Annotated in this window: 20 protein-coding genes and 1 pseudogene; 16 read left to right on the top strand and 5 right to left on the bottom strand. The window is 56.4% G+C overall.

Going from position 1 to position 23317, the window contains the following annotated elements; all coding sequences use genetic code 11:
* Positions 1-148: 148 nt before the first annotated feature.
* Entirely contained in the window at positions 149-1288 is a 1140-nt protein-coding gene (gene queG, locus IM290_RS07185; RefSeq protein ID WP_015572463.1) for a tRNA epoxyqueuosine(34) reductase QueG, read from the bottom strand.
* Between queG and nnr the strand changes: the two genes are divergently transcribed.
* The 14 genes from nnr (at position 1287) to rlmB (ending at position 17057) form a co-directional block, all read left to right on the top strand.
* Entirely contained in the window at positions 1287-2810 is a 1524-nt protein-coding gene (nnr, locus tag IM290_RS07180; RefSeq protein ID WP_059295262.1) for a bifunctional ADP-dependent NAD(P)H-hydrate dehydratase/NAD(P)H-hydrate epimerase, read from the top strand. The genes queG and nnr overlap by 2 nt on opposite strands.
* Positions 2803-3264 carry a tRNA (adenosine(37)-N6)-threonylcarbamoyltransferase complex ATPase subunit type 1 TsaE gene (gene tsaE / locus IM290_RS07175; RefSeq protein ID WP_003855970.1) on the top strand — a complete coding sequence of 154 codons (462 nt, stop codon included), beginning with the start codon at positions 2803-2805 and terminating at the stop codon, positions 3262-3264. Before nnr ends, tsaE begins: the two co-directional genes overlap by 8 nt.
* A gap of 16 nt (positions 3265-3280) precedes the next feature.
* The gene (gene amiB / locus IM290_RS07170) at positions 3281-4621 is read left to right on the top strand and encodes an N-acetylmuramoyl-L-alanine amidase AmiB (protein WP_023295800.1); all 1341 of its coding nucleotides are present in this window, start codon (positions 3281-3283) and stop codon (positions 4619-4621) included.
* A gap of 9 nt (positions 4622-4630) precedes the next feature.
* On the top strand, positions 4631-6475 hold the full coding sequence (mutL, locus tag IM290_RS07165) for a DNA mismatch repair endonuclease MutL (RefSeq protein WP_193042250.1): 1845 nt from the start codon (positions 4631-4633) through the stop codon (positions 6473-6475).
* Positions 6468-7418, top strand: a complete 951-nt coding sequence (miaA, locus tag IM290_RS07160; protein WP_017383956.1) for a tRNA (adenosine(37)-N6)-dimethylallyltransferase MiaA — start codon at positions 6468-6470, stop codon at positions 7416-7418. The genes mutL and miaA overlap by 8 nt, the downstream gene beginning before the upstream one ends.
* An 85-nt stretch (positions 7419-7503) precedes the next feature.
* Positions 7504-7815: an RNA chaperone Hfq gene (gene hfq, locus IM290_RS07155; protein WP_003855990.1), complete on the top strand. Its 312-nt coding sequence runs from the start codon at positions 7504-7506 to the stop codon at positions 7813-7815.
* Positions 7816-7889: 74 nt separating this feature from the next.
* Positions 7890-9170, top strand: a complete 1281-nt coding sequence (gene hflX, locus IM290_RS07150) for a ribosome rescue GTPase HflX (protein ID WP_003855991.1) — start codon at positions 7890-7892, stop codon at positions 9168-9170.
* A gap of 56 nt (positions 9171-9226) precedes the next feature.
* A complete protein-coding gene (gene hflK / locus IM290_RS07145) occupies positions 9227-10486 on the top strand; it encodes an FtsH protease activity modulator HflK (RefSeq protein ID WP_003855992.1) in 1260 nt (419 codons plus the stop codon).
* A gap of 2 nt (positions 10487-10488) precedes the next feature.
* Positions 10489-11493: a protease modulator HflC gene (hflC, locus tag IM290_RS07140; protein WP_003855994.1), complete on the top strand. Its 1005-nt coding sequence runs from the start codon at positions 10489-10491 to the stop codon at positions 11491-11493.
* Positions 11494-11564: 71 nt separating this feature from the next.
* Positions 11565-11762, top strand: coding sequence for a DUF2065 domain-containing protein (locus IM290_RS07135; protein ID WP_003855996.1), 198 nt, complete (start codon positions 11565-11567; stop codon positions 11760-11762).
* A 103-nt stretch (positions 11763-11865) separates the two neighbouring features.
* The gene (locus IM290_RS07130; RefSeq protein WP_003855997.1) at positions 11866-13164 is read left to right on the top strand and encodes an adenylosuccinate synthase; all 1299 of its coding nucleotides are present in this window, start codon (positions 11866-11868) and stop codon (positions 13162-13164) included.
* Between the two features lie 192 nt (positions 13165-13356).
* Positions 13357-13782, top strand: a complete 426-nt coding sequence (nsrR, locus tag IM290_RS07125) for a nitric oxide-sensing transcriptional repressor NsrR (RefSeq protein ID WP_003855998.1) — start codon at positions 13357-13359, stop codon at positions 13780-13782.
* 38 nt (positions 13783-13820) lie between these two features.
* On the top strand, positions 13821-16262 hold the full coding sequence (rnr, locus tag IM290_RS07120) for a ribonuclease R (RefSeq protein WP_193042251.1): 2442 nt from the start codon (positions 13821-13823) through the stop codon (positions 16260-16262).
* Positions 16263-16325: 63 nt separating this feature from the next.
* Positions 16326-17057, top strand: a complete 732-nt coding sequence (gene rlmB / locus IM290_RS07115) for a 23S rRNA (guanosine(2251)-2'-O)-methyltransferase RlmB (RefSeq protein WP_015572470.1) — start codon at positions 16326-16328, stop codon at positions 17055-17057.
* Positions 17058-17148: 91 nt separating this feature from the next.
* On the opposite strand, the gene IM290_RS07110 is transcribed toward rlmB, so the two are convergent.
* Complete coding sequence (locus IM290_RS07110) at positions 17149-18423, bottom strand: MFS transporter (RefSeq protein ID WP_015572471.1); 1275 nt, start codon at positions 18421-18423, stop codon at positions 17149-17151.
* 195 nt (positions 18424-18618) lie between these two features.
* Between IM290_RS07110 and IM290_RS07105 the strand changes: the two genes are divergently transcribed.
* Entirely contained in the window at positions 18619-20241 is a 1623-nt protein-coding gene (locus IM290_RS07105; RefSeq protein ID WP_040117115.1) for an isovaleryl-CoA dehydrogenase, read from the top strand.
* On the opposite strand, the gene IM290_RS07100 is transcribed toward IM290_RS07105, so the two are convergent.
* The 3 genes from IM290_RS07100 to bsmA all read right to left on the bottom strand — a co-directional run bounded on the left by IM290_RS07100 (position 20238) and on the right by bsmA (position 23093).
* Positions 20238-22169 (bottom strand): methyl-accepting chemotaxis protein, encoded by a 1932-nt coding sequence (locus tag IM290_RS07100; RefSeq protein WP_193042252.1) that lies wholly within the window; start codon positions 22167-22169, stop codon positions 20238-20240. The two genes, IM290_RS07105 and IM290_RS07100, sit on opposite strands and share 4 nt — an antisense overlap.
* Positions 22170-22339: 170 nt before the next feature.
* A complete protein-coding gene (gene yjfN, locus IM290_RS07095; RefSeq protein ID WP_003856009.1) occupies positions 22340-22615 on the bottom strand; it encodes a DUF1471 family protease activator YjfN in 276 nt (91 codons plus the stop codon).
* Positions 22616-22763: 148 nt separating this feature from the next.
* Positions 22764-23093 (bottom strand): biofilm peroxide resistance protein BsmA, encoded by a 330-nt coding sequence (gene bsmA / locus IM290_RS07090; RefSeq protein ID WP_193042253.1) that lies wholly within the window; start codon positions 23091-23093, stop codon positions 22764-22766.
* A gap of 137 nt (positions 23094-23230) precedes the next feature.
* Here bsmA and IM290_RS21590 point away from each other — a divergent pair.
* Positions 23231-23317 (top strand): annotated as a pseudogene (locus tag IM290_RS21590) (esterase); the annotation flags it as partial.

Here is a 23317-nt window from a genome sequence, read left to right as displayed (position 1 = left end):
GAAATGTTAGCAGGGTGAATAATATCTTCGTAATTCCCTGTAATTTATGAAGAAAATTTGATTTCAAAATGTTATTGAGATCACTTGACCTGTTTGCCAGAGCTGATGGCGCCTGAATTCTTATTTTTATTCACAGCCTGTGAATATATCACACATCCCGCGGCAGCCCTTTTTCAATCACCCTGACCAGGCGCTGTTTCTTCGGTAACTGCACTTCAACCACACCCGCATTTCGCTTCTCAATTTGCTGCGCAATCGCCCATTCTATGTGCTCATCAAGAAGTGGGTGCTCACCTCTACGGCTTTCGAGCGCTTGAAGATTTGCTTCATCCCACGGGGCATTCCCCAGCGCAACGGCCACATTACGCAGCCAGCGCAGGTGGCCGATACGACGTATGGCGGAACCCTCCGTCACCTTCAGGAACCAGGCTTCGCTCCAGGCGAACAGTTCGATCAACTGCGGGGCATGTAACGCCTTGCGCGGACTGAAGTCTTCTTCGTCCGTCAACTGTGAATAACGGTTCCACGGACAAATCAGCTGACAGTCATCACAGCCGTAGATGCGGTTGCCGATAAGCGGACGAAATTCCTCTGGAATGGCGCCTTCCAGCTCGATAGTGAGATAAGAGATACAGCGGCGCGCATCAACGGTATACGGTTCGACAATAGCGCCCGTTGGGCAGATGGTCATACAGGCCACACAGCGACCACAGCCTTCTTCCACCGGACCGTCTACCGGCAGGGGTAAATCAATCAGCAGTTCACCCAGGAAAAAGAATGAGCCCGCGTCGCGGCTTAAGATAAGTGAGTGCTTACCTGTCCAGCCGAGCCCGGCTTTTTCGGCGATCGGGCGCTCAAGAATAGGCGCAGAATCGACAAAGGGTCTAAAATTCAGCGAAACACAGTGCTGCTGAATGGTTTCCCCGAGCTTTTTTAGACGGTTGCGCAGAAGTTTATGGTAGTCACGTCCCAGAGCGTATCGGCTGACGTAACCCAGCGAAGGATTTTTTAGCGTGCGCGCAAAGGCCGCGTTAGCAGGCAGATAGTTCATGCGTACGCTAATAACGCGCAGCGTACCCGGCAACAGCTCGTGGGGGCGGGCACGCATCATACCGTGACGCGCCATCCACTCCATTTCGCCGTGGTATTGTTTATCCAGCCATGCCTGGAGCTTAGGCTCGCTGGCAGAGAGGTCGGTGTCAGTAATACCGACCTTCTGGAAGCCCAGTTCAGCACCCCACTGTTTTATTTTTTGCGCTAATTCATTGAGATCGAGGGGCTGTGACATGACGGACCATACTGTGAAGAAAAACCCCGCAAGTATACCACATTCCATCTGGCATGCGGATGACCTCCGTCGGGCCGAGAAAGAGGCCGCAGATAGCCTGGGCATTACCCTTTACGAACTGATGCAGCGCGCGGGCGAGGCGGCGTTTAACGTGGCGCGTACGGCTTATCCGGAGGCTTCGCACTATCTGATCCTGTGCGGGCACGGCAATAACGGTGGCGATGGTTATGTGGTGGCTCGTCTTGCGGTGGCGGCGGGGCTGCGCGTCACCCTGCTGGCGCTGGAGAGCGACAAGCCGTTACCGGAAGAAGCGGGCATGGCGAGAGAGGCCTGGCTGAATGCGGGGGGCATTATTCATGCGCCTGATATCGTCTGGCCCGAGGATGTCGACGTGATTGTTGACGGTCTGCTGGGGACGGGACTGATGAGCGCGCCTCGCGATGACGTCGCCGCGCTGATTACGCGCGCTAATGCGCACCCCGCCCCGGTGGTAGCGCTGGATATTCCCTCCGGCCTGATGGCGCAAACCGGCGTGACGCCGGGCGTGTCGATTGAGGCGGCGCGCACCGTGACCTTTATCGCCCTGAAGCCGGGTTTACTGACCGGTAAAGCGCGGGATGTCGTGGGCACGTTACACCACAACGCCCTGGGGCTGGAAAACTGGCTGGCCGGACAGGATACCCACATCACCCGCTTTGATGCCTCCCTGCTTGCACAGTGGCTGCCGCCGCGCCGTCCCACGTCCCATAAGGGCGACCATGGCCGACTGCTGATTATCGGCGGCGATCGCGGCACGGCAGGTGCGATTCGTATGACCGGAGAGGCCGCGTTGCGCAGCGGCGCCGGATTAATACGCGTGCTGACCCGCAGCGAAAACATCCCGCCCATTATTACCGCGCGGCCGGAGCTGATGGTCCACGAGCTTACCCCGCAGGCGATTGAAGAGGGTCTTGAGTGGGCGGACGTGGTGGTCATTGGTCCGGGCCTGGGTCAGCAGGAGTGGGGTAAACAGGCCCTGCAAAAGGCCGAGAATTTTCGTAAACCGATGCTCTGGGATGCCGACGCGCTTAACCTTCTGGCAATAAACCCGGATAAGCGTCACAATCGCATTCTGACGCCGCACCCCGGCGAAGCCGCACGGCTGCTTAACTGTAGCGTGGCAGAAATTGAAAGCGATCGCTTACTTTCAGCCCAACGTCTGGTAAAACGTTACGGAGGTGTTGCCGTTTTGAAAGGGGCGGGGACCGTTATCGCCAGCGATGGTGCGATGGGCATCGTTGATGCCGGTAATGCAGGCATGGCGAGCGGCGGCATGGGCGATGTGCTCTCTGGCATCATTGGCGCATTGCTCGGACAGAAACTTCCCCTTTATGATGCAGCCTGTGCCGGCTGCGTGGCCCACGGTGCGGCGGCTGACAGGCTGGCTGCTTGTTACGGAACGCGCGGTATGCTGGCCACCGATCTTTTTTGCACGCTGCGGCGTGTTGTTAACCCGGATGTGATTGACGTAGAAAATGACTAATCGAGCGATTCCTTTACCTGATGAACAAGCCACTTTAGATCTCGGCAAGCGCGTGGCGCAGGCCTGTCAGGGGGCGACCGTCATTTATCTGTATGGTGATTTAGGCGCGGGTAAAACAACCTTCAGCCGTGGCTTTTTGCAGGCGTTAGGCCATAACGGGAACGTAAAAAGCCCGACCTACACGCTGGTAGAACCGTACACGCTTGAAAATATCATGGTGTACCACTTTGATTTATATCGTCTTGCGGATCCTGAGGAGCTGGAATTTATGGGGATCCGCGATTACTTTGCCAACGACGCCATCTGCCTGGTGGAGTGGCCGCAACAAGGTGCGGGTGTGCTGCCTGACCCGGATGTCGAAATTCACTTAGATTACCAGGCACAAGGGCGTGAGGCGCGCATCAGTGCGGTTTCCTCATCAGGCTGTTCCTTACTGGCGCGTTTAGCCGGTTGAGCGTAGGGATAACGGGATGATTAATCGCGTTAAAGGTTGGGTGCTGGCTGCCACGGTCCTGCTGTGCGCGCAGGCCGGGGCGGCCAGCCTCTCGGATATTCAGGTGTCTAATGGCGATAGCCAGGCCCGTATTACGTTCAGCTTTATGGGCGATCCTGAATATGCTTTCTCACAAATCGACAGCCGCAGCGTGGCGCTCGATATTAAACAGACCGGGGTGATCCAGGGGCTGCCGCTCCAGTTCAGCGGCAACAATCTGGTGAAAAGCATCCGTTCGGGGACGCCGAAGGATGCGCAGTCTCTGCGTCTGGTGGTCGATCTCACCGAAAAGGGCAAGACGAAGGCGGTTAAGCAGCAAAACGGCGCCAATTATACGGTGGTCTTTACCATTAATGCTGATGTTCCGCCGCCGCCACCGCCTGCACCTGTTGTAGCAAAACGCGTGGAGGCACCGGTTTATACCCCAAGGCCGTCTGAGCCAGCCCGTAATCCGTTTAAATCACAAAATGACCGACTTACCGCCGTGACCAGCAGCAACACGGTGACGCGTCCGGCGGTCAGCGCGCGGCGTACGCCGGTCAGTGGCGACAAAGTGATTATCGCCATCGACGCCGGACACGGCGGGCAAGATCCTGGCGCGATTGGCCCGGGCGGCACGCGGGAGAAAAACGTCACTATCGCCATTGCCCGTAAGCTGCGTGCGCTTCTGAATGACGATCCGATGTTTAAAGGGGTCATGACCCGCGACGGAGATTACTTTATTTCAGTGATGGGACGCTCGGATGTGGCGCGTAAGCAAAACGCCAACTTCCTGGTGTCGATTCACGCGGATGCTGCGCCGAACCGTAACGCCACCGGCGCGTCGGTATGGGTGCTGTCGAACCGTCGCGCCAACAGTGAAATGGCGAACTGGCTTGAAGAGCACGAGAAGCAGTCTGAACTGTTAGGCGGGGCAGGCGATGTGCTGGCAAACAGCCAGGCCGATCCGTATCTCAGCCAGGCGGTGTTGGATTTACAGTTCGGTCATTCTCAGCGCGTCGGGTATGATGTCGCCACTAACGTACTGAGCCAGCTGCAAAGCATTGGATCGCTGCATAAGCGTCGCCCTGAGCATGCAAGCCTCGGTGTCCTGCGTTCGCCGGATATTCCGTCGATTCTGGTAGAGACGGGCTTTATCAGTAACAACGGCGAAGAGCGCCTGTTGGGCAGCGACAGCTATCAGCAGCAAATTGCCGAAGCGATTTATAACGGTCTGCGTAAATACTTTGACGCGCATCCGCTTCAGTCTGCGCCGCAGGGCGGGGCCGCCCAGACGGCAAGCGCCGCGCTGCCGGGTGAGATGACCGCGACTAATTAAGGAGAGTTCATGCCGATTCAGGTTCTACCGCCGCAGCTCGCGAACCAAATCGCCGCCGGTGAGGTGGTGGAACGCCCTGCGTCGGTGGTGAAGGAACTGGTGGAAAACAGCCTCGATGCAGGGGCGACCCGCATTGATATTGATATCGAACGCGGGGGCGCAAAGCTTATCCGCATTCGTGATAACGGCTGTGGCATCAAAAAGGACGAGCTGGCGCTGGCGCTAGCGCGTCATGCCACCAGTAAAATTGCCTCACTTGACGATCTGGAAGCGATTATCAGCCTGGGTTTTCGCGGCGAAGCGCTGGCCAGTATCAGCTCCGTTTCCCGCTTAACGTTGACCTCCCGCACGGCCGACCAGCAGGAAGCCTGGCAGGCCTACGCCGAAGGGCGTGATATGGACGTCACGGTTAAACCTGCGGCGCACCCGGTAGGCACCACGCTTGAAGTGCTGGATCTCTTCTATAACACGCCCGCCCGGCGCAAGTTTATGCGAACCGAGAAGACCGAATTCGGACATATCGACGAGATCATCCGCCGCATCGCGCTGGCGCGCTTTGATGTCACCCTCAACCTCAGCCATAACGGTAAGGTGATGCGCCAGTACCGCGCGGTGGCGGAGGGTGGACAAAAGGAGCGTCGGTTGGGCGCCATCTGCGGCACACCGTTTCTGGAAAAAGCGCTGGCCATTGAGTGGCAGCATGGCGATCTGGCCCTGCGCGGCTGGGTTGCCGATCCGAACGCCAGCAGCGCCGCGTTCGCAGAAATCCAGTATTGCTACGTCAACGGCCGCATGATGCGCGACCGCCTGATTAACCACGCTATTCGACAGGCCTGCGAAGATAAGCTCGGCGCCGATCAACAGCCCGCCTTTGTGCTTTATCTGGAGATCGACCCGCACCAGGTTGACGTTAACGTGCACCCCGCCAAGCACGAGGTGCGTTTCCACCAGTCGCGCCTGGTGCATGATTTCATCTACCAGGGCGTTGCCGCTGTATTGCAGCAGCAGGCAGAGCCAGAGTTGCCGCTGGCAAAAGAAGAGCCCGCGCCGCGCCCACTGCCGGAAAACCGCGTGGCGGCCGGGCGTAACCATTTTGCCGAACCGGCGGTCGCGCGCGAGCCGGCTGCTCCACGTTTATCCCCGGCGGGCAACGCGCCGCGACCAACCGGTGCCAACTATCCCAACGCTCAGCCGGGCTACCACAAACAGCAGGGGGCGCTGTACCGCAAACTGCTGGATACGCCGGCGGTGGAGCATAAAGAGCACATCACGGTTTCAACCCCCTCTCTGGATGGGCATAGCCAGAGTTTTGGTCGGGTATTGACCATTATTGCTCCCGACATGGCGTTGCTTGAACGCGAAGGTAAACTGCTGTTGCTGGCGCTTTCCGTGGCGGAGCGCTGGCTCAAACAGGCGCAGTTAACCCCGGGGGTGAATGCCGCCTGCGCGCAGCCGCTGTTGATCCCCGTTCGCCTGAAAATATCCCCTGAAGAAACAGGGGTTTTGCGGCGCGTGCAGACGCAACTGGCCGAAATGGGGATTGAAATCGTACTGGACGCGCAGCATGTGACAATTCGCGCAGTGCCTTTACCCTTACGCCAACAAAATTTACAAAACTTGATTCCTGAACTGATAGGCTACCTGGCGCAGCAAACGACGTTTGATGCCGTCGATACCGCGCAGTGGATCGCCCGCCATCTGGCCAGCGAACATGCACCGTGGAGTATGGCGCAGGCGATTACCGTTCTGGCGGAGGTGGAGCGCCTCTGTCCACAGCTGGTGAAAGCGCCTCCAGGTGGCTTGTTACAACCTGTTGATTTACAAACGGCGATGACCGCCCTGAAACATGACTGATGTAAGTAAGGCGAGCCTGCCAAAGGCGATTTTTTTAATGGGGCCAACGGCCTCCGGTAAAACGGCGTTAGCCATTGAGTTACGTAAAGTTTTGCCAGTAGAGTTGATTAGCGTTGATTCAGCCCTCATCTACCGAGGGATGGACATCGGCACGGCGAAGCCCAACGCAGACGAACTGCGTGCGGCACCGCACCGTTTACTGGATATTCTCGACCCGGCACAGGCTTACTCCGCGGCAGATTTTCGCCGCGACGCCTTAGCCGAGATGGCCGAGATTACCGCCGCGGGACGCATACCGCTGTTAGTTGGCGGCACGATGCTCTACTTTAAGGCGCTGCTGGAGGGGTTATCGCCTCTGCCATCGGCCGATCCGGAAGTGAGAGCGAAGATTGAGCGGCAGGCGGCAGAGCAGGGGTGGGACGCTTTGCACAGGCAACTGGAAGAGATTGACCCGGTTGCCGCAGCGCGGATCCACCCAAACGATCCGCAAAGGCTTTCCCGGGCACTGGAAGTTTTTTTCATTTCGGGTAAAACTTTAACGGAACTGACGCAAACGTCAGGAGACGCTCTGCCGTATCAGGTGCATCAGTTCGCCATCGCCCCGGCGAGCCGTGAACTGCTCCATCAACGAATTGAGCAGCGTTTTCATCAGATGTTGGCTTCAGATTTTGAAGCAGAAGTGCGGGCGCTTTTTGCCCGTGGAGATTTGCATACGGACATGCCTTCCATTCGTTGTGTGGGATACCGCCAGATGTGGTCGTATCTTGAAGGTGAGATTTCATACGATGAAATGGTTTATCGAGGTGTTTGCGCCACGAGACAGTTAGCGAAGCGCCAGATCACCTGGTTACGCGGTTGGGAGGGTGTTCACTGGTTAGACAGTGAAAAACCACAACAGGCGTTAAACGAAGTGATTGAGGTTATTGGTGATATCGCTGACTGAATGTGTACAATTAAGCCGTATCGTGCGCAATTTTTCAGAATCGCAAGGTTCTAAGTACAAAACAAGCATATAAGGAAAAGATAGAATGGCTAAGGGGCAATCTTTACAAGATCCGTTCCTGAACGCATTGCGTCGGGAGCGTGTTCCAGTTTCTATTTATTTGGTGAATGGTATTAAGCTGCAAGGTCAGATTGAGTCTTTCGATCAGTTCGTGATCCTGTTGAAAAACACGGTCAGCCAGATGGTCTATAAGCACGCGATTTCTACTGTTGTTCCGTCCCGTCCGGTATCTCATCACAGCAATAACGCTGGCGGCGGCACTGGCAGTAACTACCATCACGGCAGCAACGCGCAGGGTTCTTCAACACCAGCGCAGGACAGCGAAGAAACCGAATAAGGTTTTGGGCTGTTATCCACACGGGGAGCCAGGGATCCTGCGTTCCCCGCTGATCTTTTTAGAGAGGTTTACGCTTGTTTGACCGTTATGACGCCGGTGAGCAGGCGGTGCTGGTACACATCTATTTTTCGCAAGACAAAGATATGGAAGACCTCCAGGAGTTTGAATCTCTGGTCTCTTCCGCCGGTGTCGAAGCAATGCAGGTGATTACCGGTAGCCGTAAAGCGCCGCACCCGAAGTACTTTGTTGGTGAAGGTAAAGCAGTTGAAATTGCGGATGCCGTAAAAGCAACCGGCGCATCCGTTGTGCTGTTTGATCATGCGCTGTCTCCGGCTCAGGAACGTAACCTGGAAGCTCTCTGCGAATGCCGTGTAATCGATCGCACGGGGTTGATCTTAGATATTTTTGCTCAGCGTGCGCGTACCCACGAGGGTAAGTTGCAGGTTGAGCTGGCGCAGTTGCGCCATCTGGCGACGCGTCTGGTGCGTGGCTGGACACACCTTGAAAGACAAAAAGGCGGGATTGGTTTGCGTGGCCCGGGTGAAACCCAGCTCGAAACCGACCGCCGTTTGCTGCGTGGGCGTATAACCCAGATCCTTTCACGTCTGGAACGTGTAGAGAAACAGCGCGAACAGGGGCGTCGGGCGCGAACGAAAGCCGATATCCCAACGGTGTCGCTGGTGGGTTATACCAACGCCGGTAAATCCACCCTGTTTAACCAGATAACCGAGGCCCAGGTGTATGCCGCAGACCAGCTGTTTGCGACCCTGGACCCAACCCTGCGCCGTATTGACGTCGCAGACGTGGGTGAAACGGTGCTGGCGGATACCGTAGGGTTTATCCGCCATCTGCCGCACGATCTGGTCGCGGCGTTTAAAGCGACGTTGCAGGAGACGCGTCAGGCGACCCTGCTGCTGCATGTGATTGATGCGGCTGACGTACGCGTGCAGGAGAACATCGACGCGGTGAACGTGGTGCTCGAAGAGATCGACGCCCACGAAATTCCAACCCTGTTGGTGATGAACAAGATCGATATGCTGGACGATTTCGAACCGCGTATTGACCGAGACGAAGAGAACAAACCGATTCGGGTCTGGCTGTCTGCTCAGGCCGGGATTGGTGTGCCACTGCTTTTCCAGGCTTTGACAGAACGTCTTTCCGGTGAGGTAGCTCAGCACACGCTGCGACTGCCGCCACAGGAAGGCAGGCTGCGCAGCCGGTTTTATCAGCTTCAGGCGATAGAAAAAGAGTGGATGGAGGATGACGGCAGCGTGGGGATGCAGGTGCGTATGCCGATCGTTGACTGGCGTCGCCTCTGTAAACAAGAACCTGCGCTGGCGGACTATATCGTCTGATCAGAAAGGGGAAGCCTGAAAAATTCGCCCTTGCATAACAAATATGGAGCATATACATGGCGTGGAATCAGCCCGGTAATAACGGACAAGACCGCGACCCGTGGGGAAGCAGCAATAATCAAGGCGGCAACTCTGGGGGAAATGGCAACAAAGGTGGTCGCGAGCAGGGGCCGCCGGATCTGGATGATATCTTCCGCAAACTGAGCAAAAAGCTTGGTGGCCTTGGCGGAGGAAAAGGTTCTGGCTCGGGTGGCAATTCCACTCAGAGTCCGCGCCCGCCAATGGGTGGCCGCGTGGTGGGCATTGTCGCCGCTGCGGTGGTAATCATCTGGGCAGCCAGCGGGTTCTACACCATTAAAGAAGCAGAACGCGGCGTGGTCACCCGTTTCGGTAAGTTCAGCCATCTGGTTGAACCGGGCCTGAACTGGAAGCCGACCTTCATTGATGACGTGACCGCGGTTAACGTGGAGTCCGTCCGTGAACTGGCCGCCTCTGGCGTGATGTTGACCTCTGACGAGAACGTGGTGCGCGTTGAGATGAACGTACAGTACCGCGTGACCGATCCGGAACGTTATCTGTTTAGCGTGACCAGCGCCGATGACAGCCTGCGTCAGGCGACCGACAGTGCCCTGCGTGGCGTGATCGGCAAATACACCATGGACCGTATCCTGACCGAAGGTCGTACCGTTATTCGTAGCGATACCCAGCGTGAGCTGGAAGAGACCATTCGTCCGTACAACATGGGTATCACCCTGCTGGACGTCAACTTCCAGGCTGCACGTCCGCCGGAAGAGGTGAAAGCCGCGTTTGACGATGCGATTGCCGCGCGTGAAAACGAACAGCAGTACATCCGTGAAGCGGAAGCGTACACCAACGAAGTTCAGCCGCGTGCAAACGGTCAGGCGCAGCGTATTCTGGAAGAAGCGCGTGCGTATAAGACCCAGACCATCCTGGAAGCACAGGGTGAAGTGGCTCGCTTTGCGAAGATCCTGCCGGAATATAAAGCCGCGCCGGAAATTACCCGTGAGCGTCTCTATATCGAGACCATGGAAAAAGTGCTGAGCCATACGCGTAAAGTGCTGGTTAACGACAACAAAGGCGGAAACCTGATGGTCCTGCCGCTGGATCAGATGCTGAAAGGCGGTTCTGCACCGGCAGCAAAAGACAACAGCGGTGCGAACAACCTGCTGCGTCTGCCACCGGCCTCGTCTGGCAGCGCCAGCGCGAACACAACGCCTTCTTCGAACGATGGTGACATTATGGACCAACGCCGTGCTAACGCGCAGCGTAACGACTACCAGCGTCAGGGGGAATAAGGATGCGTAAGTCAGTTATTGCGATCATCATCATCGTACTGGTCGTGCTCTACACCTCCATCTTTGTGGTGAAAGAGGGCGAGCGTGGGATCAAGTTCCAGTTCAGCAGCGTCGTGCGTGACGGCGACAAGCGTCCGGTGATTTATGAGCCGGGTCTGCACTTCAAGATCCCGTTCATTCAGTCAGTGAAAACGCTCGATGCGCGTATCCAGACCATGGATAACCAGGCCGATCGTTTCGTGACTAAAGAGAAGAAAGACCTGATCGTTGATTCCTATATCAAATGGCGCATCAGCGATTTCAGCCGCTACTTCCTGGCAACCGGGGGTGGCGACGTTTCTCAGGCAGAAGTGCTGCTGAAACGTAAGTTCTCTGACCGTCTGCGTTCTGAAATTGGTCGTCTGGATGTGAAAGACATTGTGACCGACTCCCGTGGTCGTCTGACGCTGGAAGTGCGTGATGCGCTGAACTCCGGCTCTGCGGGCACCGAGGATGAAGTTGAAACCCCGGCGGCAGACGATGCGATTGCCAAAGCGGCTGAACGTGTTCAGGCTGAAACCAACGGTAAAGTGCCGGTGATCAACCCGAACAGTATGGCGGCGCTGGGCATCGAAGTGGTTGATGTGCGCATCAAACAGATCAACCTGCCAGCGGAAGTGTCCGAGGCGATCTACAACCGTATGCGCGCCGAGCGTGAAGCGGTAGCCCGTCGTCACCGTTCACAGGGTCAGGAAGAAGCGGAAAAACTGCGCGCGGCAGCGGACTATGAAGTCACCAAGACGCTGGCGGAATCTGAGCGCCAGGGTCGTATCCTGCGCGGTGAAGGTGATGCCGAAGCGGCTAAACTGTTTGCTGATGCATTCAGCCAGGATCCAGACTTCTACGCCTTCATCCGTAGCCTTCGTGCTTACGAGAATAGCTTCAAGAGCAACCAGGATGTGATGGTGCTCAGCCCGGACAGCGATTTCTTCCGTTATATGAAGACGCCGACCAACGCAACGCGATAAACTCAGGCTCGTTTGAGTATTCAAACCACCGCTCTTCACGGAGCGGTGGTTTTCTTTTATAAGGATGAAAAATGAACTCCACGATCTGGCTCGCACTGGCCCTGGTTTTGGTGCTGGAAGGCCTCGGCCCGATGCTCTATCCGCGCGCATGGCGCCGGATGATCGCGACAATGAGCCAACTCCCGGACAATATTTTACGTCGTTTTGGCGGTGGTCTTGTGGTTGCCGGTATCGTTATCTACTACATGTTGAGGAAAACGATTGGCTGATCAAAAACTAACCGCAATTGGCATATTTTAGGGTCAAAAAGTGCTGTATATCTGAAAAAGCGATGGTAGAATCCATTTTTAAGCAAACGGTGATTTTGAAAAAATGGGTAACAACGTCGTCGTACTGGGCACCCAATGGGGTGACGAAGGTAAAGGGAAGATTGTTGATCTTCTGACTGAACGGGCCAAATATGTTGTACGCTACCAGGGCGGTCACAACGCGGGCCATACTCTCGTAATCAACGGTGAAAAAACCGTCCTCCATCTTATTCCATCAGGCATTCTTCGCGAAAACGTCACCAGCATCATCGGTAACGGCGTTGTGCTGTCTCCCGCTGCGCTGATGAAAGAGATGAAAGGTCTGGAAGACCGTGGTATCCCTGTTCGTGAGCGTCTGCTGCTCTCCGAAGCCTGCCCGCTGATCCTGGATTATCATGTGGCGCTGGACGTGGCGCGTGAAAAAGCGCGTGGCGCGAAAGCGATCGGCACCACCGGTCGTGGTATCGGCCCCGCTTACGAAGATAAAGTGGCTCGTCGCGGTCTGCGCGTGGGTGACCTCTTCGACAAAGCGACCTTCGCTGAAAAACTGAAAGAAGTGATGGAATATCACAACTTCCAGCTGGTGAACTTCTACAAAGCCGAAGCCGTTGACTACCAGAAAGTGCTGGATGACGTCATGGCGATTGCTGATATTCTGACCGGTATGGTTGTTGATGTGTCCGATCTGCTGGACCAGGCGCGCAAGCGTGGCGATTTCGTCATGTTTGAAGGTGCGCAGGGTACGCTGCTGGACATCGACCACGGTACCTATCCGTACGTAACGTCCTCTAACACCACCGCGGGTGGCGTGGCAACCGGCTCCGGTCTGGGCCCGCGTTATGTCGATTACGTTCTGGGCATCATCAAAGCGTACTCCACTCGCGTGGGTGCAGGTCCATTCCCGACCGAACTGTTTGATGAGACCGGCGAGTTCCTCTGCAAGCAGGGTAACGAGTTTGGCGCGACCACCGGTCGTCGTCGTCGTACCGGCTGGCTGGACGCCGTTGCCGTACGTCGCGCAGTGCAGATCAACTCCCTGTCTGGCTTCTGCCTGACCAAGCTGGACGTACTGGACGGCCTGAAAGAAGTAAAAATCTGCGTAGGCTACCGTATGCCTGATGGCCGCGAGGTGACCACCACTCCGCTGGCTGCTGACGACTGGGAAGGCATTGAGCCAATCTACGAAACTATGCCGGGCTGGTCTGAGACCACATTTGGTGTGAAAGAGCGTAGTGGCCTGCCAAAAGCCGCGCTGGACTACATCAAGCGCATTGAAGAACTGACCGAAGTGCCGATCGATATTATTTCTACCGGCCCGGATCGTACTGAAACGATGATCCTGCGCGACCCGTTCGACGCATAATCTTCGTGACTGCTGGCCTGCGGGGAAACCCGTAGGCCGGATAAGCGCAGCGCCATCCGGCGACCGCTCCTGGATCTCCGCTTTTTCGCCCCGTCTGTCAAATAAATTAGCCGCTAACTATCTGGCTGGTTTATCATCATTAATGAATATCTCTGCGGTTTGACCGCGTTTTCCCTTTTTCCTGAGGTTGATGTGCAGTTAACAAGTTTCACCGATTACGGCTTACGCGCGCTGATTTACATGGCGTCGTTACCCGATGGGAAGATGACCAGCATCTCTGAAGTCACAGAGGTGTACGGTGTGTCCCGTAATCATATGGTCAAAATAATCAATCAACTTAGTCGTGCCGGATACGTTGCTGCCGTCCGCGGGAAGAATGGAGGGATCCGTCTCGGTAAACCGGCGCAGAGTATCCGTATTGGCGATGTGGTACGTGAACTGGAGCCGCTCTCTCTGGTGAACTGTAGCAGCGCGTTCTGCCACATTACGCCCGCTTGCCGCCTGAAACAGGCGCTTTCAAAGGCCGTGCAAAGTTTTCTCAAGGAACTGGATAACTACACGCTGGCCGATTTGGTTGAAGAGAATCAACCGCTTTATAAATTATTGCTGGTGGAATGAAGAAAATTTCCACCGGAGCTGACAACGGAGGAACCGACATGTCACAAGATCCTTTCCAGGAACGCGAAGCCGAAAAATACGCGAATCCTATCCCCAGCCGCGAGTTCATCATTGAACACTTAACAAAACGCGAAAAACCCGCCAATCGTGAAGAACTTGCCGTTGAACTGAACATTGAAGGTGAAGAGCAAATTGAAGCCCTTCGCCGCCGCCTGCGCGCCATGGAACGTGACGGGCAACTTGTCTTTACTCGTCGCCAGTGCTACGCGCTGCCAGAACGCCTCGACCTGCTGAAAGGCACCGTTATTGGTCATCGCGATGGCTTCGGCTTCCTGCGCGTGGAAGGCCGTAAAGACGACCTGTACCTCTCATCCGAACAGATGAAGATGTGTATTCACGGCGACCAGATCCTGGCGCAGCCGCTGGGTGCAGACCGTAAAGGCCGCCGCGAAGCGCGCGTGGTCCGCGTGCTGGTGCCGAAAACCAGCCAGATTGTAGGCCGTTACTTTACCGATGCGGGCGTAGGCTTTGTGGTGCCGGATGACAGCCGTCTGAGCTTCGACATTCTCATCCCGCCTGAAGAGGTGATGGGCGCACGCATGGGCTTTGTGGTGGTGGTGGAACTCACCCAGCGCCCAACCCGTCGCACCAAAGCGGTGGGTAAAATCGTCGAAGTGCTGGGCGATAACATGGGCACCGGCATGGCCGTCGATATGGCGCTGCGTACCCATGAAATTCCGTCTGTCTGGCCGAAAGCGGTTGAAGATCAGATTGAAAACCTGCGTGAAGAAGTGCCGGAAGAGTCCAAAGCAGGCCGCGTGGATCTGCGCGATCTGCCGCTGGTCACCATTGATGGTGAAGACGCCCGTGACTTCGATGATGCCGTATATTGCGAGAAAAAACGCGGTGGCGGCTGGCGTCTGTGGGTGGCTATCGCGGATGTGAGCTATTACGTGCGTCCGCACACGCCGCTGGATAACGAAGCGCGCAGCCGCGGTACGTCGGTCTACTTCCCGTCGCAGGTTGTACCGATGCTGCCAGAAGTGCTCTCCAACGGCCTGTGTTCCCTCAACCCGCAGGTGGACCGCCTGTGTATGGTCTGCGAAATGACCATCTCCAGCAAGGGACGTCTGACGGGCTATAAGTTCTACGAAGCGGTGATGAGTTCTCATGCGCGCCTGACCTATACCAAGGTCTGGCATATGTTGCAGGGCGATCAGGATCTTCGCGAACAGTACGCGCCGCTGGTCAAACACATCGAAGAGCTGCACAACCTCTACAAAACGCTGGATCAGGCGCGCGAAGAGCGCGGTGGGATCTCGTTTGAGAGTGAAGAGGCGAAGTTTATCTTTAACGCTGAGCGTCGTATCGAGCGTATCGAACAGACTCAGCGTAACGATGCGCACAAGCTGATTGAAGAGTGTATGATCCTGGCGAACATCTCGGCGGCACGTTTCGTTGAGAAAGCCAAAGAGCCTGCGCTGTTCCGTATTCACGACAAGCCAACCACGGAAGCCGTAACCTCGTTCCGCTCCGTGCTGGCTGAACTCGGCCTGGAGCTGCCTGGCGGTAATAAGCCTGAGCCACGCGATTACGCCGAGCTGCTGGAATCCATCAGCGATCGTCCTGACGCGGAAATGCTGCAAACCATGCTGCTGCGCTCCATGAAGCAGGCGATTTACGATCCGGAAAACCGGGGCCACTTTGGTCTGGCGTTACAGTCGTACGCGCACTTTACCTCGCCGATCCGCCGTTATCCGGATCTGTCCCTGCACCGTGCGATCAAGTATCTGCTGGCGCACGAGCAGGGTCATAAAGGCAACACGACCGAAACCGGAGGGTATCACTACTCCATGGAAGAGATGCTGCAACTGGGCCAGCACTGTTCCATGACCGAGCGTCGTGCGGATGAAGCGACGCGCGACGTGGCGGACTGGCTGAAGTGTGACTTTATGCTGGATCAGGTGGGTAATGTCTTTAAAGGCGTGATTGCCAGCGTCACTGGCTTTGGCTTCTTCGTGCGTCTGGATGAGCTGTTTATCGACGGTCTGGTGCACGTTTCCAGCCTCGATAACGATTACTACCGCTTCGACCAGGTCGGACAACGTCTGATCGGCGAATCCGGCGGTCAGACCTACCGTCTGGGCGATCGGGTGGAAGTGAAGGTTGAAGCCGTGAATATGGACGACCGTAAAATCGACTTTAGCCTCATCTCCAGCGAGCGTGCTCCGCGTAACGTCGGGAAAACCGAGCGTGAGAAAGCGAAAAAAGGCGGCAACGGTAAAGCGGGCGGTAAGCGACGTCAGGCAGGTAAAAGAGTAAACTTTGAGCCAGACAGCGCTTTTCGTGGCGAGAAGAAACAGAAGCCCAAGGCGGCGAAAAAAGACGCTCGTAAAGCGAAAAAACCGTCGACCAAGACCCAAAAAATAGCGGCCGCGACCAAAGCGAAGCGCGCGGCGAAGAAACAGCAGGCGGAGTAATTTCCCCTCACCCTGACCCTCTCCCCAACGGGAGAGGGAAAATATTTATTACGAGAACCATCAATGAGTGAAATGATTTACGGCATCCACGCGGTGCAGGCCCTGCTGGAGCGCGCGCCGGAGCGTTTTCAGGAAGTTTTTATTCTGAAAGGGCGTGAAGACAAACGTCTGATGCCGCTGATCCACGCGCTGGAAGCGCAGGGCGTAGTGATCCAGCTGGCGAACCGCCAGTATCTGGATGAAAAAAGCGAAGGTGCTGTACACCAGGGCATTATCGCGCGCGTGAAGCCAGGCCGTCAGTATCAGGAGAACGATCTGCCGGATCTGATCGCCGGGCTGGAGAACCCGTTCTTCCTGATCCTCGATGGCGTAACCGACCCACATAACCTGGGCGCGTGCCTGCGTAGCGCCGATGCAGCAGGCGTGCATGCGGTGATTGTGCCAAAAGATCGCTCCGCGCAGCTTAACGCTACCGCTAAAAAAGTCGCCTGCGGCGCGGCGGAAAACGTCCCGTTAATCCGCGTGACTAACCTGGCGCGCACCATGCGTCTGTTGCAGGAAGAAAATATCTGGATCGTAGGAACAGCCGGTGAAGCGGATCACACCCTGTACCAGAGCAAAATGACCGGCCGTATGGCGCTGGTGATGGGAGCGGAAGGCGAAGGTATGCGTCGTCTGACGCGCGAGCACTGCGATGAGCTGATCAGCATCCCGATGGCGGGCAGCGTATCGTCCCTGAACGTTTCTGTTGCGACGGGTATCTGCCTGTTTGAAGCGGTGCGTCAGCGCGGGTAGCCTGTTGTGCCGGGTGGCGGCTTCGCCTTACCCGGCCTACAAAAGCATGGTACCGTAGGCCCGGTAAGCGTAGCGCCACCGGGCAACAATCTCACTCCTCTAACGACCGTAAATGGTCATCCTTTCTCAGCGTCATCAGCGCGAAAATACTCACCACCGCCGTTGCCATCACGTAGTACGCCGGAATATCCAGATTGCCCGTCTCTTTAATCAGCCCGGTAATGATCAGCCCCGCACAGCCCGAGAAGATCGCATTCGACAGAGAATAGGCCAGCCCCAGCCCGGTATAACGCACGCGCGTCGGGAACATCTCAGACAGCATTGCCGGCCCCGGCCCTGCCAGCATCCCAACCAGACCCCCCGCAATCAGCACCACAATCGCTTTGACTGCCAGCGTACTGGATTCCGCCTGCAAAATTTTCAGCAGCGGCAGGGCGAGGATCAGCAGGAGCACGGTGGCGATAATCATCACCGTGCGCCGCCCGATCCTGTCGCTCAGCATGCCCGACGGAATGATCGTGAGCGCAAACCCAATGTTAGAAATCACCGCAATCAGTAACGCCTGGTTAAAACCGGTGTGCAGCGCAGATTGCAGATAGGTCGGCATAATCACCAGATAGGTATAACCCGCCGCAGACCAGACCATCACGCGGCCAATGCCCATCAGGATGGTTTTGAACGTGGCGGCGGTGCTGGCCTGAGTAACAACCGGTTTTTCCCGTTGCTGTACAAAGCTCGGCGTCTCTTCCATGCTCACCCGCAGCCATAGCGCGACCGCACCCATCGGCAACGCCAGGAAGAACGGAATGCGCCAGCCCCAGTCGTGCAAGGCTTCAGGGGAGAGAAGGGCAGAGAGCAACGCGACAATGCCTGCGCCCGCTAACAGCCCGAGCGCCACGGTAAAGGACTGCCATGCCCCGTAAAGACCGCGCTTGCCGCGCGGGGCGAACTCCGTCATCAATGAGACCGCACCGCCATACTCACCGCCCGCGAACAGTCCTTGCAGAATACGCAGGAGCGTAACGATCAGCGGCGCGGCAATCCCGATACTGGCGTAGACCGGCACAATACCGATGGCAGCGGTAGCGAGCGTCATCAATACCAGCACTATAATCAGCGTCGGTTTGCGGCCAATCCTGTCGCCAATGCGGCCAAAGACCACCGCACCCAGCGGACGGAAGAAGAAAGCGATGGCGAACGAGGCCCAGGTGAGGATCAGGCTGGTGAGCTCCGCTTCCCCCTCAAGCTGGAAGAAGTTTCTGGCAATCACCGTTGCCAGAAAACCGTAGACCGCAAATTCATACCACTCGATGAAATTACCGATGGAGCCTGCAATTAATGCACGCTTGTGCGCATCCTGTTGCATAACGATCCTCACAAAAACGGGGTAAGAATAAATTATTCAGCATTAGTGAAGTAATGAAATAGTTTATTCTTATGTTCTGTGAGCTATTTCACGAATGATATCAACACGATCGTCATCGTGTGACCCCCCTCCCATGCAGCGTGCATGCCCTCTGTCCATACTTACCTTTATTGCCAATGAAAGGAGGGAGACAGCATGCACTGGCAGACACATACCGTTTTTAATCAACCTGCACCGCTATCGAACAGCAACCTTTTTCTCTCTGATTGCGCCCTGCGCGATGCGGTAGCGCGCGAAGGGGCTGAGTGGGATGTGGATCTTCTTGCCAGCATCGGACAGCAGTTGGGTACGGCGGAGTCGCTGGAGCTGGGCAGGCTGGCGAACGTTAATCCGCCGGAGCTGCTGCGTTATGACGCCACGGGAGCGAGGCTGGATGACGTCCGCTTTCATCCGGCATGGCATCTTCTGATGCAGGGGCTTTGCGCCAACCGGGTGCACAACCTGGCGTGGGAGGAGGAGGCGCGGAAAGGATCGTTCGTCGCCAGAGCCGCGCGTTTTGTGCTGCATGCTCAGGTGGAGGCGGGAACGCTATGCCCGGTGACCATGACCTTTGCGGCCACGCCGCTGTTGCTACAGTCGCTACCCAAACCGTTTGACAACTGGTTAACGCCGCTGATGAGCGATCGCTACGATCCCCATCTCGCACCGGGGGCGCAAAAGCGCGGCCTGCTGATCGGCATGGGGATGACGGAAAAGCAGGGCGGTTCGGACGTACTCAGTAATACCACCAAAGCAGAGAAATGCAGTGATGGCAGTTACCGGCTGGTGGGGCACAAATGGTTTTTCTCCGTGCCGCAGAGCGATGCGCATCTGGTGCTGGCGCAGGCGAAGGGCGGGCTTTCCTGCTTTTTTGTTCCGCGTTTTTTACCCGACGGGCAACGTAATGCTGTGCGCCTTGAGCGTCTGAAGGACAAGCTCGGTAACCGTTCAAATGCCAGCAGTGAGGCTGAGTTCCTGGATGCTTACGGCTGGCTGCTGGGCGAAGAGGGTGAAGGTGTCCGGCAAATTCTGAAGATGGGCGGGCTGACGCGCTTTGACTGCGCGCTTGGCAGCCACGGACTGATGCGCCGTGCGCTCTCGGTGGCGCTTTATCATGCCCATCAGCGGCAGACCTTCGGCAAAAATCTGATCGACCAGCCGTTAATGCGCGACGTGCTAAGCCGTATGGCGCTGGTGCTGGAGGGACACACGGCACTGCTGTTCCGACTCGCCCGGGCGTGGGACAACCGCACCGACCCGCAGGAGGCCGCATGGGCGCGGCTTTTCACTCCGGCGGCAAAATACAGCGTCTGCAAAGCGGGCATACCGTTTGTGGCAGAGGCAATGGAGGTGCTGGGCGGTGCAGGCTATTGCGAAGAGAGTGAACTTCCGCGGTTGTACCGTGAAATGCCCGTCAACAGCATCTGGGAAGGCTCTGGCAATATTATGTGCCTGGATGTACTGCGCGTGCTGGCGAAGCAGTCGGGCATTCTCGACCTGCTCGCCGATGATTTCGCGCAGGTCAAAGGTCAGGACAGGCACTTCGATCGCAGCTGGCGGCAGCTACAGCAGAAGCTGCGTAAACCGCAGGAAGCGCAGGGCAGGGAGATCGCGCGGCAGCTCTTTTTACTCGGGGCCGGAAGCCAGATGCTGCGGCACGCATCGCCGCCCGTGGCGCAGGCGTGGTGCCGCATGATGCTGGATACCCGGGGCGGCACGCTGATGAGCGAACAGGTGCAAACCGACCTGCTGCTGCGCGCCACCGGCCGGGTCGGTTAAGCCTTCAGCTGGAACAGGCTCACCAGCCGGGTGAGGTGTGAACCCTTCTCGCGCAGCGTCTGTGCCGTCTGCTCGCTGCGCGAGATGCGATCGGCATTGATGTGCGATGCCTCACCGATGTGCGTCATCGCCAGATTCACCTGACCAATCCCCGCAGACTGCTCGCGGGAGGCGTGGTTGATCTCGGTGACAAGCTGGCTGATGTTATCGATATGAATAATGATGGCATCCATCGCCAGACGCGTCTGCTCAGATAGCGCATGGCCTTCGCTCACCTTGTTCAGCGTGTCGCCAATTAGCTGTTCAATCTCTTTTACCGCGTTGGCGCTGCGTGCGGCCAGGGCGCGCACCTCTTGCGCCACCACTGCGAAACCTTTCCCGTGCTCGCCCGCCCGCGCCGCTTCAACCGCCGCATTGAGCGCCAGAATATTGGTCTGGAAAGCGATGGACTCAATCACGCGGGTGATGTCTTCAATGCGTTTCGATGCATCACGAATATCATCCATGGTGGAGACTGCGTGGGTCACCGTCTCTCCACCCTGATGCACTGCGCGTGAGGTTTCCCCCACCAGCTGCTGAGTTTGCTCCATGTTGGCGGCATTTTGCTGCACGGTGGCGGCTAATTGCTCCATGCTGGCGGAGGTCTCCTCAACGCTGCTGGCCTGTTTGTTGATCTGTTCAGAGATCTCGCCGGTGTCTGAAGCCAGCGCGTTAGTCCCCAGATGGATTTCGCTTGCGGCCTCGCGGACCTGCAACACAATTTTTTGCAGGCCGCCCCCGATCCCGTTGATGGCATCAATCAGCTGGCCGACCTCATCCTGGCGGGTTACCGGCAGGCTGGCGCGCAGATCGCCTGCGGCATACTGCCGGGCAAGCGCGATCACTGCGCGCAGTGGGCGGGTTAGCATCCGGCGAATGAGGATAACGAACAGGCCCGCGAAGAGCGCGGATAGCACCACGCCCGCCATCAGGAAGCGATCGCGCAGCGTGGTGACGCTTGAAAGCAGTACGGCTTTATCCACTTCACCCACGATGGTCCAGTTCCAGCCCGGCAGCGGCGTGTAGGCAACTTTGAGCGTACGGCCATCTGCGCTCACGCGCTCCAGCGTGCCGGCTTTATCACTCAGAAGCTGCTGCTGTGTCGCCGTGTCCCAGTTGGGCAGTTTGCCCTCTTCGCTGGCATGGAACAGATACTGTCCGCGCGTTTTGCCGCTGCTGCGATCCAGTACAAAGAAGTGGCCGCTCTCGCCCAGACGACGGTTAAGGATTTTCTCGCGCATGACGTTCCACGAATGGGTGATGTCCACGCCGACAAAGATAATCCCGATAACCTGGCCTTCCGCATTTTTAACAGGCTGGTACTGCGTGATATAGCGCTTGCCGAACAGCAGCGCGAGGCCACGATAGACCTCCCCTTTGGTGACAGCCGCAAATGCCGGGCTGGTGGTATCAAGAACGGTTCCGATGGCGCGGTCGCCATTCTCTTTGCGCAGCGACGTGGCCACGCGGATAAAATCGTTACCGCTGCGGACAAACAGCGTCGAGATGGCGCCCGTTCGGCTCAGGAAGTCATCAGAAAGCGTATTGTTTTCATGCAACTCCGTTTCGCCGCCTTTCAGCAGAGGAACGGTAAGCCCGTTTATGGTCCGGCTCTGGCTGCTGTCGCTGTTCAGCGGCTGTGGTAAAAAGGTGGTGAACAGACGGGTATAGCTTTCAACCTCTTCGCTCAGGCTGGTGTTGAACATCTCTACCATATCCACCATGCCGGTGGACTGGTTATGCAGGTCTTCAACCGCAAGATCTTCAAGCTGCTGGCTGGCGTTGTGGCTCAACAGGAAAGTGAACAGCAAAAAAAGCGTGGCGACACTTGCACCTGTAAGCAGCGATAGCTTCGTGCCCAGTCCTGCCCGGCGGAAAAAGGTGATCATAAATTGCTCATTATTGAAAAGTGATGGCTGTTCAACGGCAGAGCGGAGAGAACGTTTATCTGTTTAATGTAACTGAATGTTACATATTTGTTTTTATTGGGTTTAGCGAGAGATAAAAAATTTGCAAAAGTGAAAAGCCACTAAAATTAAGTGGCTTTTATCGGAAGGGATTAGGCATAAAGAATGGCCTGCACGCGCCAGTGATTAACATGGTGATCTTCCTGCATCTGGACGATGCGATACCAGGATGCGCCCTGTTCATCGGCCTTCAGGGCGACGACACGTTCAACGTCTTGCGGACTCCCCGTGATATTATTGACGGAGATCTGACCAATCTCATTCAGGCCCGTGACGCAATCCGCGCTGGCAAATTCGGCCGACTGCGCCGTGGTGCTCAGCAGGCCCGCTGAAAGCAATAGCGTCGTTAAAGCAAGGGTTCGTTTCATCGTCAGCTCCTTTTCACGTGTCTCCGGTATCCGCCGGGCAATCCTTCGCGAATAAACTCATTTCCATTGTTGCTGGCATGGAGTTTATTGTGGACAGGAAAATGTCTACGGACGCAAAGCAGTGTAAAGGTCGTTCAAATGATGATGCTTACTTACGGTACAAAATTCCCTGCGCGTACCACTGTCCCGTAATAATGGTTTCATCAATCATCGTGATGACGTAATAATCTGCTTTTGCGGCAACGGCCTGTGCTTCAATTGCGTCTTCTGCATCATCCGGGGAACCACGAACCATCGCGGATACGGTACCCAGGCGTTGTAATCCTTCCGTCTGATTACGACGAATTTCCTGAGGATGATTGGTAACCGGCGGCGCCGGTTCTGGCGTACCCTGCAATATGGAACATCCGCTGAGCAGTGAGACCAGCAATAAAGCCGTAAGCCTGCGCATAAACCTGTCTCTTTTCCTGATAGCCATAGTGTAGTTGTCTGCGAATTTAGTTTTGGGGGAATGTTCCCGAAGTGTTATCTGGGACGTAGATTTCGAATGAAAATATCGTGAAACCGTAATCCAGCTCTCAACATTATGAATCATTCATCAGCACAGGATCGACAATGATTGAAATTGAAACTCGCCAGCTGAGTGAGCATGAAATCATCCATGCTTTTCCGGCTGGTAAAGGTGAACAGCCGCTGCCGACG

The organism is Enterobacter cloacae complex sp. S1 (genome assembly GCF_014930525.1).
In the GTDB taxonomy this organism is placed as follows: Bacteria; Pseudomonadota; Gammaproteobacteria; order Enterobacterales; family Enterobacteriaceae; genus Enterobacter; species Enterobacter hormaechei_C.
This window is presented reverse-complemented; position numbering and strand designations above follow the sequence as displayed.